The sequence below is a fragment of the Streptomyces sp. NPDC056161 genome (assembly GCF_042268025.1).
In the GTDB taxonomy this organism is placed as follows: Bacteria; Actinomycetota; Actinomycetes; order Streptomycetales; family Streptomycetaceae; genus Streptomyces.
Genome location: NZ_JBHJUV010000040.1, coordinates 21,435 through 33,434, shown reverse-complemented (window position 1 = coordinate 33,434; position 12,000 = coordinate 21,435). Strand labels below are relative to the sequence as shown.

Sequence of the window (12,000 nt, the reverse complement as noted above, 5' to 3'; positions counted from 1 at the left end):
GACGCCGAGCGATGGATCAACGACGCGGAGGAACGGACCCATGCCGCACGAGCGAGCGGGCACGCCGGCCCGGCCCGAGGACCTGGTCGACGTGGCCCGGCTGGTCACGGCGTACTACGCGCTGCACCCCGACCCTGCCGAGCCCGCCCAGCGGGTGGCGTTCGGGACCTCGGGACACCGCGGGTCGTCCTTGGCGACCGCGTTCAACGAGGACCACATCGCCGCCACCAGCCAGGCGATCTGCGAGTACCGCGACAGCCAGGGCGTGACCGGTCCCCTGTTCCTCGGCGCCGACACCCACGCGCTGTCGGAGCCCGCGAAGGTCACCGCGCTGGAGGTGTTCGCGGCGGGCGGCGTGCGCGTGCTGATCGACGACGCGGACGGCTACACCCCCACACCGGCCGTCTCGCACGCGATCCTCACCCACAACCGGGGCCGCTCCTCGGGCCTCGCCGACGGAGTGGTGATCACTCCCTCGCACAACCCGCCCGCCGACGGCGGCTTCAAGTACAACCCGCCCAGCGGCGGCCCCGCCGCCTCCGACGCGACGGCCTGGATCCAGGACCGCGCCAACCAGATCATCGCGGGCGGCCTGAAGGACGTACGGCGGATCTCCTACGTCCGGGCGCTCGCCGCGGACACCACCGGGCGCCACGACTTCCTCGGCCGCTATGTCGCCGACCTGCCGAGCGTGCTGGACCTGGACGCGATCCGGGCGGCCGGTGTGCGGATCGGCGCCGATCCGCTGGGCGGCGCGTCGGTCGCCTACTGGGGCCGGATCGCCGAGGAGCACCGGCTCGATCTGACGGTGGTCAATCCGTACACCGATCCCACCTGGCGGTTCATGACGCTGGACTGGGACGGCCAGATCCGGATGGACTGCTCGTCGCCGTACGCGATGGCCTCGCTCATCGCACAGCGGGACCGCTTCGACATCGCCACCGGCAACGACGCCGACGCCGACCGGCACGGCATCGTCACACCGGACGCGGGGCTGATGAACCCCAACCACTATCTCGCCGTCGCCATCTCCTACCTCTACGGCCACCGCCCGCAGTGGCCCGCGGGCACGGGGATCGGCAAGACGCTGGTGTCGTCCTCGATGATCGACCGGGTCGCCGCCGACCTCGGCCGCCGACTGGTCGAGGTTCCGGTCGGGTTCAAGTGGTTCGTGGACGGGCTCTCCGACGGAACGCTCGGCTTCGGCGGCGAGGAGTCGGCGGGCGCGTCGTTCCTGCGCCGGGACGGTTCGGTGTGGACGACGGACAAGGACGGCATCCTCCTGGCCCTCCTCGCCTCCGAGATCACGGCCGTCACCGGTCACACGCCCTCCGAGCACTACGCCGGGCTCACCGCCCGCTTCGGCGAGCCCGCGTACGCCCGTGTCGACGCGCCCGCCTCCCGCGAGGAGAAGGCCCTCCTGGCGAAGCTCTCCCCGGCACAGGTCACCGCCGAGACCCTGGCCGGGGAGCCCGTGACCGCCGTCCTCACCGAGGCCCCGGGCAACGGCGCCGCCATCGGCGGCATCAAGGTGGCCACCGAGCACGCCTGGTTCGCGGCCCGGCCCTCGGGCACCGAGGACGTCTACAAGGTCTACGCCGAGTCCTTCCGCGGGCCGGACCACCTCCACCAGGTCCAGGAGGAGGCCAAAGCGGTGGTCCTGGCCGCGCTGAAGGGCTGAGCGACCGCGCCGCGGCCGAGGCCGGCCGCGGCGTGGTTCACGTCGGCGGTGTCAGGCGGGGACGCCGGCGGTCAAGTCCACGCGCGGGCAGTGGCAGCCGCCGGCGATCCACCGGGCGAGGACGCGTGCGCCGGCACCACCGGTCCTGCCGGGGACCGCGCGGACCGCGGCACCAGCCTTCGGTCACCCGCCGGTCATGGGGTGGTGCCGTGCGGGACCGCGGCGCGCACCGGGTGCTTGCTCATGACCGAGACCCGGTTGAAGGCGTTGATGGAGATCGCCACCCAGATCACCGCGGATGTCTCGGCGTCCGACAGCACGGCCCGCGCCTGCGCGTAGGCGGCGGTCTGGGCGGCGTCGTCCGCGGGGTGCGTGGTGGCCTCCGCGAGGGCGAGCGCCGCGCGCTCCCGGGGTGAGAACAGCTCGGTGTCCCGCCAGGCGGGCAGTACGCCGAGCCGCTGGGTGGTCTCACCGGCCCGCAGGGCGGCCCTGGTGTGCAGGCTGAGGCAGTAGGCGCAGGCGTTGAGCTGGGACACCCGGATGTTGACCAGTTCGACGAGGGTGCGTTCGAGGCCCGCTTCGGCCGCCGCGTCCCGCACCGCTTCGGCCGTTGCGGTCAGCGCGCGGTACGCGCCGGGGCTCTGCTTGTCCACGTAGACCCGCCGGTCGGTGGCCGCCGCTGCCGTCTCTGTCACCGGTACTCCCTCACTCCGGACCGCTCCTGGCGTGTCCCGTGCGATTTCTTGTCTGATCGATCGTTGTCCGTCCTATCATCGCCCTATGACTGTTGAAAGCGGAACTACCCTTCGTGAGGGTGACGGGTCCGGCGCGGGTGTCGAGATCCTCGGCGCACGGGACGTACCGCTCGGCGGCCCCCGTTCGATGACGGTACGGCGCACGCTTCCGCAGCGGGGCCGCACGCTCATCGGCGCGTGGTGCTTCGCCGACCACTACGGCCCCGACGACGTCACCGCGACGGGCGGGATGGACGTCGCCCCCCACCCGCACACCGGCCTGCAGACGGTGAGCTGGCTGTTCAGCGGAGAGATCGAGCACCGCGACAGTCTGGGCAGCCACGCCTTCGTCAGGCCGGGCGAGCTGAACCTCATGACGGGCGGATCCGGGATCAGCCACTCCGAGGTGTCGACGCCCGGCACCACGACCCTGCACGGGGTGCAGCTGTGGGTGGCGCTGCCCGACGAACACCGGCACGCCGCACGGGACTTCCAGCACCATGTCCCGGAGCCGGTGTCCCTGGACGGCGCCGAACTGCGTGTCTTCCTCGGCTCGCTCGCCGGCGTCACGTCCCCCGTCCGCACCTTCACCCCGCTGCTGGGCGCCCAGCTGACCCTGTCCGCGGGCGCCTCGGTGTCCCTCGACCTCGACCCCGGCTTCGAGCACGGGATCCTCGTCGACGCGGGCGACGTCCACGTCGACGGGACCGCGGTGCGGCCCGCCGAACTCGCCTACGTCACGCCGGGACGCACGACACTGACCGTGACGAACGGCACGCGCGAGGCCGCCCGGCTGATCCTGCTCGGCGGTCCGCCGTTCGGCGAGGAGATCGTCATGTGGTGGAACTTCGTCGGCCGTACGGACGAGGACATCAGGCAGGCGCGCGAGGACTGGGAGCACGGTGACAGATTCGGCGTGGTGCACGGCTACGACGGGGACCGGCTGTCGGCGCCGACGCTGCCCAACGTGCCTCTGAAGCCTCGGCGAAACCCATCCTGAGCAGCTGTTTTTGATCGTTGCTAGTTCTGCGGGGTGAGGCTGCTCAATGGCCACCGCATGGCCGCGGCAGGTGGGAGGAGCAAAGGGCTCACGAAGGGAGAGGCTGTCCCTTGGTCTCCGGTCCGACGGACCAGACGAAGGCGAGCGCGATCACGTACGACACCACTCCTACGCCGGTGGCGGCGGCGGAGATCCCGCCGAGCAGGCTGACGAGTGGTCCCGCAGCGAGGGTGACCAACGGGTGGTCGCCCTGCTCGACGAGTTCGTCGAGACAGCGAACGGACGCGATCATGATCGTCCGCCTCGCCCACGCGGTCGGCTTCGGATCGCTCTGCGGCGCCGCACAAGAAGCCGCCCCTTGCCGGCGCCCACGTGCGGTGACGCCGACTCGTACGGCCCCGTACGCGGTCGCTCCCGGTCAGGGGTGAGGGTGGAGCCCCCGGCAGAGCAGGTCGATCATGCGCGCGGCCTGCTTCCGCTGCTCCGGGGCGCCCGCGGCCATCGCGATACCGCTGAGTGACATCAGTACGTCGTCCGCCGGGACCTCGGGCCGGGTCAGTCCCGCGGCGGCCGTCGCGGCGAGCAGTGCAGCCAGCGCGGCGTTCAGACGTTCCCGGCTGTGTACGAACGGATTTCCGCCCGCGGCCACCACCGCGCGGATCGCGTCCCCGAGGCCGACCTTCATCGTCATGTAGTCGATGAAGCGGTCCATCCAGGCGCGCAGCGCCCGCTCCGGGGGCAGGGACCGCAGCAGGCAGTCGGCCGCGGCGCAGACCGCGTCGAGTTCGGAGCGGTAGGCCGCCTCGATCAGCTCCTCGCGGGTGGGGAAGTGGCGGTAGATCGTGCCGACCCCGACCCCGGCCCGCTTGGCGATCTCGATGTACGGCGCGTCCGGGCCGCGCTCGACGAACAGCTCCGAGGCGGCCGCCAGCAGGCGCGCCCGGTTGCGCTGGGCATCGGCGCGTGGTCCGCGCGGTGCTCCCTCGCCCACGGCCGCCTCCACCCCCGTCGTCGCACCGGTCCGCAACCGCGTGCGGAATCGTTCTGCTCGAAGGATACGCAGACCCGACTGCATCCTTGCTGCCGCGTGTTCCCGGACCCCCTCCCCTGCTCGCCGCGCACCCCCGCTTGATACCGGAATCAATTCCGCTTAGTCTCGCCCTCAACCGGAATATATTCCGGTTGGCAGTCTGCCGCTCGCACCGCCAACGGCCCCGGCCGCGTCGCGGTGCGCAGATACGAACGGATCCCGCACCATGAGGCCCAGCATGCGGTTCACCACTCCCTACAGCTTCGAGACCACCGCCGACGAGGTCCTCGACGGCGTCGACCTGACCGGGAAGCGCGCGGTCGTCACCGGCGGTGCCTCCGGCATCGGCGCCGAGACGGCCCGCGCCCTGGCCGCCGCCGGAGCCGAGGTCACCCTCGCGGTCCGGGGCATCGAGGCCGGACGCCTGACCGCGGCGGACATCGCGGCGCGCACCGGGAACGCCGCCGTCACCGCCGCACAGCTCGAACTGACCGACCAGGCGTCGGTGGCCGCGTTCGCCGAAGGGTGGCGCGGTCCACTCCACATCCTGGTCAACAACGCGGGCATCATGGCGCTGCCCGAGGCGCACCGCACGGCGGCGGGCTGGGAACTCCAGTTCGCCACGAACCACCTCGGCCACTTCGACCTCACGCTCGCCCTGCACCGAGCCCTGGCCGAGGCGGGCGGCGCCCGGATCGTCTCGGTCAGCTCGAACGCCCATCGGACCTCGCCGATCGTCTTCGACGACCTCCACTTCGAGCGCCGTCCCTACGAGCCGTGGCTCGCGTACGGGCAGTCCAAGACCGGGAACGTACTGCTCGCCGTGGAAGCGGCCGAGCGGTGGGCGGGCGACGGCATCACCGCCAACGCCCTGATGCCCGGCGGTATCCGCACCAACCTCCAGCGCCACCAACTCGCGAACATCACGCCGGAGATCCAGGAGATCTTCGACACCTACCGCTGGAAGACGGTGCAGCAGGGCGCGGCCACCTCGGTCCTGCTGGCCGCCTCCCCGCTCGTGGCCGGGATCACCGGTCGCTACTTCGAGGACTGCAACGAGGCCGAGGTCACCACCGACCCGCAGGCGGAGCGCGGTGTACGCCCCCACGCCCTGGACAAGGGCGACGCCGAGCGGCTGTGGGCGGTGTCCAGCGCCCTGCTGGGCCACTGACGGCTCACCGCGCCCCGGCACCGGACCGCCGTCTCCCGGTGCCGGGCCTGTGACTTCGCCCACCTGCTCTTGCCGTAGCGGGGAAGGTAAACCTAAGTTCGGCCGTATGTCCGCCTTCGACCCCCCACCGCCCACCGGTCCCGGTGAACCCGCCGCCGGGCACCCGGGCGGCTCCGCCCGGTTCGATTTCGATGTCGACCTCACCCGGCACGAGATGCTGCGGCGGGCCCATGTCCTGGAGGCCCTCGGCCCGGACTGGGATCCGATCGAGGCACTGCGCGGCGAGGAAGCGGCCCAGGACCTGCTCTACTCGGGCCTGGACCCGGAACAGCAGCGCGTCTACGACGACCTGGTCGCGGCCGGTGTGCTGCCGCCGCGCGGGGGTGGCCGTGCTGCCACTTGATCCGCAGGCGGACATCGGCCGCCGAGCCTGGGTGCCCTGCCCGCACTGCGACGACAGCCACGGCTGCGCGACCTGCGAACAGGGCCGTACCTGCGCCGACCACTGGCGCTACCTGCTCTCCAACACCGGCAGCCTGCTGCATCTGCAGTGCCCCGCGTGCGCCCATGTCTGGGACCACGAGACCGGCTTCGGTGCCACCCGCTCCGGCTGGCGGCGCACCACCAGCGGCCTGCCCCGCACCTGATCCCGGTCGCCGCCGCCCCGCGACGTCAGGCGGATCCCGGGCGCTGTCCCGCGACGTCAGGCGGACGTGGCCGCCGCCCGGTCGAGCGCGTCCCGCGCCGCGCCCAGCGCGGCGGCCCGGTCCTGCGGCACGAGCCCGATGCGGGTACGCCGGTCGAGCAGGTCGGCCACGTCGAGTGCGCCCTCGTGCCGGACGGCCCACACCAGCTCGGCACGGGTGACCGGATGGCCGGGCAGGACGGGCTCGGCCAGGTGCGGCTCGCGCTCGGCGAGCGCCCGCACGGCGGGCGCCTCGGTGCCGTGCCGGCGGACGAGCCGGGCGGGTGCGGCCAGTGTGCCGAGCCGGTCCGGCGGTGCCGCGCCGACCAGCGGCAGCGACGCGGTGGGGGACGGTCCCGCGGGCAGGCGGCGGGCGGCCACGGCGGTGTCGACCGCGTCCTGCGCCATCCGCCGGTACGTCGTGAGCTTGCCGCCCACCACCGTGATCACGCCCTCCGCCGAGGTCAGCACCGCATGCCTGCGTGAGATGTCCGAGGTCCGGGCGGGTGTGCCGGAACCCGCGGTGTCCAGCAGGGGCCGCAGCCCCGCGAAGGCGCCGACGACGTCGGCGCGGCGGACGTGAGGGTCCAGGACCGAGCCGAGCACGTCCAGCAGGAACCCGACGTCGGTCTCCGGCACGTCGGGCACGTCGGGGACGCCGCCCTCGACCGGCTCGTCGGTGAGACCCACGTACACCCGCCCGTCGTCCTGCGGCAGCACGAGCACGAAGCGGTTCGTCTCGCCGGGGACCGGGATGTGCAGGCCCGCCGGGAGCGCGCCGAGACGGTCCGAGCGCAGCACCAGATGGGTTCCCCGGGAGGGACGTATCCGGATGCCGTCCACCAGTCCGTCCGCCCACACACCGGAGGCGTTGATCACCGCGCGGGCGCGGATCTCGCCCTCCTCGCCGGTGAGTTCGTCTCGGACCCGGGCGCCCGTGCGGGTCAGCTCCAGCGCCCTGACCCGGGTGAGGATCTTCGCGCCGCGGGCGGCGGCGGTCCGGGCCAGCGCCGTGACCAGGCGGGCGTCGTCGACGACCCGGCCGTCCCAGGAGAGCAGCCCGCCGCGCAGCCCGGCGGCTCGAATCGACGGCGCCAGACGTCGGGCCCCGGCGGCGGACAGCCGGCGTGGCACGGGCAGCGTCGCCCGGGACGTGCGGGCGGCCCGCCGCAGGGCGTCCCCGGCCAGGAGGCCGGCCCAGGCCAGGGACGCCTGGCCGCGCGAGACCAGCGGGGTCAGCGGCAGTACGAAGGGCTGGGCGCGTACGAGGTGCGGGGCGGTGCGGGCCATCAGCACCCCGCGTTCGACGGCGCTTTCGTGGGCGACGTCGTACTGCGCGGCGGCCAGATAGCGCAGCCCGCCGTGGATGAGCTTGGAACTCCAGCGCGAGGTGCCGAAGGCGAGGTCGTGGGCGTCCACGGCGACGACGTCCAGCCCGCGGGCCGCGGCGTCCAGGGCGGCCCCCGCCCCGGTCGCACCCAGACCGACGACGAGGACGTCGGCCGTGCCGTCGGCCGCCGCCGCGAGGTCACGGACGCGGCGGGCCGCGGAGAGCGACGAGCCGGGGACGGGGATGGGGGTGTGGGCCGGGCTCATGGCGTCAGGATCCTCTCCAGGACGAGGCGCAGTTCGGCGAGGAACGCGGCGGCGGTCAGGTCGGTGTCGGCCTCGTCGGTCATGGTCCGCAGGGACAGCGTGAAGGACTGGACGATCAACAGCAGGGAACGGGCCTGCCGTTCGACGGGGGCGGGACGCACCGAGCCGTCGGCGTGTCCCTCGCGCAGGGCCTCGGTCAGCAGGTCCAGCAGGGCGTCCTGGCTCGCCCCGCGGCGGTCGAGCACGTAGGGGAGGAGCAGTTCGGGATCGACATCGACGATCTTGCGGAACAGCGGGTGTGCGCGGAAGGCCCCGACCCCCGTGACCAGTCCGTCGACGATCAGCGCACGGGTCTCCCCGCCGGGCCGCCGCTCGGGCAGTGCCGCGGTGGCCACGCCGATCCACTCACGGGTCATCAGGTCTCCCACCAGGGACCGGATGTCGGGCCACCGCCGGTACAGCGTCATCCGCGAGACACCGGCGCGGCGGGCCACGTCGGTGAGGGTGGTGCGCCGGACCCCGACCGCCAGAACGCAGTCGCGCACCGCGTCCAGGATCGGATCGCCGTCCGAGTCGTTGTGACGAATGGGCGTCATGTGTCACAGTGTAACGGCGCCACCGCCGGTCCGCGGAGTGCGGGGGAGACACGGCCCCGCGGGCCGGGCCGACCCGATCGCGGACCGGGCCGGCGTCGCGATCCGACCGATGAGGACGACCGTTCATGGACATGCTGTGGAACGGCTGGGGCGACCCGGCGAAGGCGGCCCCGCTGCCCGAAGCGGTGATCGGACTGCTCGGCCAACTGCTCGGCGTCGCACCGCGCGACGCCCCCGCACTCGCCCTCGACGACGTCCACGTCCCCGATTCCCCGCTCGACGCCGCCGCCTCCGGGGCCCTGGCGGACGCCGTCGGCGGCGCGGCCCACGTGCGCATCGACGCGGTCAGCCGCATCCGGCACACCCGGGGCAAGTCCACCCCGGACCTGCTGCGGATCCGGGCCGGTGACGTCACGGACGTCCCGGCGGCCGTCGTCCTGCCCGCGAGCCACGACGAGGTGCTGGCCGTGCTGCGCGCGTGCGCCCGGCACCGTCTGGCGGTGGTCCCGTTCGGCGGCGGCACCTCCGTGGTGGGAGGGCTCGCCCCCGCCCGCAACCGTGACGTGGTCGTCGTGGACCTGCGCCGCATGAAGGACCTGCTCGATCTCGATCCGGTCTCCCGCACCGCCACCCTCCAGCCCGGCCTGCGCGCCCCGCAGGCCGAGGCACTGCTCGCCGAGCACGGCTTCACCCTTGGCCACTTCCCGCAGTCCTACGAGTGGGCCACCATCGGCGGCTTCGCCGCGGCCCGTTCCAGCGGCCAGTCCTCCGCGGGATATGGCCGGTTCGACGACATGGTCCTCGGCCTCACCGTCGCCACCCCCGAAGGCACCCTCGACATCGGCCGCGCCCCGCGCTCGGCGGCCGGACCCGACCTGCGCCAGTTGATCCTCGGTTCCGAGGGCGCGTTCGGCGTCATCACCGCGGTCACCGTACGCGTCCGCCCCGTCCCCGCGGCACGGCACTACGAGGGCTGGCGCTTCGCCTCGTTCGCGGAGGGAGCCACCGCGCTGCGCCGGCTCGCCCAGGACGGGCCGCTGCCCACGGTGCTGCGGCTGTCCGACGAGACCGAGACGCTGATCGGACTCGCCGAGCCCGCCGCCATCGGCTCCGCCGGCCCCGAACGGACCACGGGCTGCCTGGCCGTCGCCGGTTACGAGGGCACCGAGGAGGAGACCGCGCACCGGCGGGAGCGGGCCGCGGCCGTGCTGAGCGCGTGCGGCGGCACCCACCTCGGCGCCGCTCCCGGCGAACGCTGGGCCCACGGCCGCTACGCGGCCCCGTATCTGCGCGACTCCCTGCTGGACGCGGGCGCGTTCGCCGAGACACTGGAGACCGCGGCCTTCTGGTCCCGTCTCCCCGGGCTGTACACCGCCGTCCGGGAAGCGCTCACCGGCACCCTCACCGAGGCGGGCACGCCACCGCTGGTGATGTGCCACATCTCGCACGTCTACGAGAACGGCGCCTCCCTGTACTTCACGGTGGTCGGCGCTCAGGGCGCGGACCCCGTCGCGCACTGGGCGCCCGCCAAACGCGCCGCGAACGAGGCCGTCCTCGCGGCCGGCGGCACGATCAGCCACCACCACGGTGTGGGCACCGACCACCGCGACTGGTACGTCAGGGAGGCGGGCCCGCTCGGTGTCGAGGCGCTGCGCGCGGTCAAGCGCCGGCTGGACCCCGAGGGGTTGCTGAACCCCGGCATCCTGCTGCCCGTCGACGGGCCGGCGGGCTGACCCGCCCGGGTCCTGCCGCACCACGTGTCCTGTCCGGCAAGCCCGCACCTTCGTCCCTGTCCGGCCCGTACCCCCGTCCAAGTCCGGAGGCTCACCGATGCGACAGTTCACGGCCGTCGTCAACCCCACCGCGGGCGGCTCCTCGGGGGCGGCGGCCCTGCTGCGCGTCGGTCGGCTGCTGCGGGAGGCCGGGGCGGAGCTGGAGACCGAGTACAGCCGCAGCCTGGTCCACGCCCAGGACCTCGCCCGCCGGGCGGGCGAGCGCGACCGGGTGGTGCTCGCGGTGGGCGGCGACGGCATGGCCGGATGTGTCGGCGGCGCCCTCAGCGGGACCGGCAGCGTGCTCGGCCTGGTCCCCGCGGGCCGCGGCAACGACTTCGCCCGCGCCCTCGGTCTGCCCGCCGACCCCGCGGGGCTGGCCCGGATCCTGCTCGACCACTCCCCGCGCGCCGTCGACACCATCGAGGTGGAGTCGGCCGTCCACCGGGGCACCGTGGTGCTGGGCAGCGTGTACGCGGGTGTCGACGCGCTCGCCAACCGGCACGCCAACAACGCGCGCCTGCTGCGCGGCGCCGCGTCCTACTACGCCGGCGGGCTGCGCGCGGTGGCCACCTGGCGCCCGGCGGCCTACCGCGTGACCGTGGACGGACGGGAATTCGCCCACCGCGGCTACACCGTGGTGGCTGCCAACTCCGCGTACTACGGCTCCGGCCGGGCCATCGCCCCCGCCGCCCTCCTCGACGACGGACTCCTCGACGTCGTGCTGATCCGCGAGGCCCCGCGCCGGCTGTTCTTCGCCCTCATGAACGAGCTGTCGACCGGCGCCCATGTCGACCGGCCCGAGGTACGGGTGCTGCGTGGCCGGGAGATCCGTATCGAGGCCGACCGGCCCGTCCCGTACGGCGCCGACGGGGAGGTCGGGGCCACCCTGCCCGTCACGGTCAGGGTGCGGCCCGGCGACCTCGCGGTGCTGTGCTGACGTCGCGGGCGCGGACGGTCCCGCGGCCTGCGGGAGCCGGACTCACCGGCCGCCGGCACCTACGCGTCCCGCGGCCCGGCGATCCGCGTGTACGTCACGTCGAAGTCCGGGAGCCACAGCTCGCCGTCCACCGACCGTTCCCAGCCACCCTCGACGGTGGCGCCCCCGGCGCCGATGACGGCGGTGAAGCGCTGGTGGAAACCGGGCGCGGCGCGCCACTGCCGCCACACGCCCTCGCTCAGGCTCGTCCGGTAGGTGCGGGCGGCGCCGCGGCCGTCCGCGTACAGGGTGGTGAAGGCGCCGGAGGTCTCGTCGTAGCCGGTCAGCGTCACGGTCGGGAAGGGCGCGTGCGCGCTCCACTCGGCGGGCAGGGCCGTGTCCGGTCCCACGTCCGCGCGTTGCACGAGGAAGGCGCCGCCCTCCAGCCACGTGAACTCGGTCCGGACCGGCCCGGCCCGGCGGTCGGCGGCCCACATGTCCCAGGCACCCACGAGGACGTCGAGCCGGCGTAGCGCTTCGTGGGGTGTCGGTGGCCGCATCGGGCCCTCCTCCGTCTCGTCGCAACCCTGCCGACAGGTCATGACCGGCGACCCGCGCCGAACTCATCGGCCCGAACTCCTTCTGGCATGGCCGTGACAAATCTGGCAGGCTTCCGGCAGCCGTCGCCCCCACCATCAGGACGCGGCCGGCACCGCACGCCGATGATCGCGCAACCGAACCGCGTCACCCACGGTCGCCCGCCGGTCCACCCGGCCGGACGGCCGACGAGCAGGCCGCAATCCCGGCCTCCGCAAA

At 73.8% G+C, this 12,000-nt stretch carries 13 protein-coding genes; 7 read left to right on the top strand and 6 right to left on the bottom strand.

Features of this window, described 5'->3' with window-relative positions; genetic code table 11:
* Positions 1-40 precede the first annotated feature (40 nt).
* Complete coding sequence (pgm, locus tag ACFC09_RS31060; RefSeq protein ID WP_376533672.1) at positions 41-1,681, top strand: phosphoglucomutase (alpha-D-glucose-1,6-bisphosphate-dependent); 1,641 nt, start codon at positions 41-43, stop codon at positions 1,679-1,681.
* 194 nt (positions 1,682-1,875) lie between these two features.
* Here pgm and ACFC09_RS31055 read toward each other — a convergent pair whose 3' ends face one another.
* Complete coding sequence (locus ACFC09_RS31055) at positions 1,876-2,376, bottom strand: carboxymuconolactone decarboxylase family protein (protein ID WP_376533671.1); 501 nt, start codon at positions 2,374-2,376, stop codon at positions 1,876-1,878.
* An 85-nt stretch (positions 2,377-2,461) separates the two neighbouring features.
* Here ACFC09_RS31055 and ACFC09_RS31050 point away from each other — a divergent pair, with 85 nt between their 5' ends.
* On the top strand, positions 2,462-3,415 hold the full coding sequence (locus tag ACFC09_RS31050; protein ID WP_376533670.1) for a pirin family protein: 954 nt from the start codon (positions 2,462-2,464) through the stop codon (positions 3,413-3,415).
* Between the two features lie 88 nt (positions 3,416-3,503).
* Here the strand turns inward: ACFC09_RS31050 and ACFC09_RS31045 are convergent, their stop codons facing one another.
* Together ACFC09_RS31045 and ACFC09_RS31040 are read right to left on the bottom strand one after the other, a co-directional pair.
* Entirely contained in the window at positions 3,504-3,707 is a 204-nt protein-coding gene (locus ACFC09_RS31045; protein ID WP_376533669.1) for a hypothetical protein, read from the bottom strand.
* Positions 3,708-3,833: 126 nt separating this feature from the next.
* Positions 3,834-4,406, bottom strand: a complete 573-nt coding sequence (locus tag ACFC09_RS31040; RefSeq protein WP_376533668.1) for a TetR/AcrR family transcriptional regulator — start codon at positions 4,404-4,406, stop codon at positions 3,834-3,836.
* A gap of 277 nt (positions 4,407-4,683) precedes the next feature.
* Here ACFC09_RS31040 and ACFC09_RS31035 point away from each other — a divergent pair, with 277 nt between their 5' ends.
* From ACFC09_RS31035 to ACFC09_RS31025, 3 genes are all read left to right on the top strand, one after another.
* Complete coding sequence (locus ACFC09_RS31035) at positions 4,684-5,616, top strand: SDR family NAD(P)-dependent oxidoreductase (RefSeq protein ID WP_376533667.1); 933 nt, start codon at positions 4,684-4,686, stop codon at positions 5,614-5,616.
* Positions 5,617-5,722: 106 nt separating this feature from the next.
* A complete protein-coding gene (locus ACFC09_RS31030; protein ID WP_376533666.1) occupies positions 5,723-6,019 on the top strand; it encodes a DUF6400 family protein in 297 nt (98 codons plus the stop codon).
* A complete protein-coding gene (locus ACFC09_RS31025) occupies positions 6,006-6,263 on the top strand; it encodes a hypothetical protein (RefSeq protein WP_376533665.1) in 258 nt (85 codons plus the stop codon). The genes ACFC09_RS31030 and ACFC09_RS31025 overlap by 14 nt, the downstream gene beginning before the upstream one ends.
* Positions 6,264-6,319: 56 nt before the next feature.
* On the opposite strand, the gene ACFC09_RS31020 is transcribed toward ACFC09_RS31025, so the two are convergent.
* Positions 6,320-7,897 carry a glycerol-3-phosphate dehydrogenase/oxidase gene (locus tag ACFC09_RS31020; protein ID WP_376533664.1) on the bottom strand — a complete coding sequence of 526 codons (1,578 nt, stop codon included), beginning with the start codon at positions 7,895-7,897 and terminating at the stop codon, positions 6,320-6,322.
* Positions 7,894-8,493, bottom strand: coding sequence for a TetR/AcrR family transcriptional regulator (locus ACFC09_RS31015; protein ID WP_376533663.1), 600 nt, complete (start codon positions 8,491-8,493; stop codon positions 7,894-7,896). Before ACFC09_RS31015 ends, ACFC09_RS31020 begins: the two co-directional genes overlap by 4 nt.
* Positions 8,494-8,618: 125 nt before the next feature.
* Between ACFC09_RS31015 and ACFC09_RS31010 the strand changes: the two genes are divergently transcribed.
* Both ACFC09_RS31010 and ACFC09_RS31005 read left to right on the top strand, forming a co-directional pair.
* Positions 8,619-10,226 carry an FAD-binding oxidoreductase gene (locus ACFC09_RS31010; protein WP_376533662.1) on the top strand — a complete coding sequence of 536 codons (1,608 nt, stop codon included), beginning with the start codon at positions 8,619-8,621 and terminating at the stop codon, positions 10,224-10,226.
* 97 nt (positions 10,227-10,323) lie between these two features.
* Positions 10,324-11,205, top strand: a complete 882-nt coding sequence (locus ACFC09_RS31005) for a diacylglycerol/lipid kinase family protein (protein ID WP_376533661.1) — start codon at positions 10,324-10,326, stop codon at positions 11,203-11,205.
* A 59-nt stretch (positions 11,206-11,264) separates the two neighbouring features.
* Here the strand turns inward: ACFC09_RS31005 and ACFC09_RS31000 are convergent, their stop codons facing one another.
* A complete protein-coding gene (locus ACFC09_RS31000) occupies positions 11,265-11,744 on the bottom strand; it encodes a hypothetical protein (RefSeq protein WP_376533660.1) in 480 nt (159 codons plus the stop codon).
* Positions 11,745-12,000: the final 256 nt, after the last annotated feature.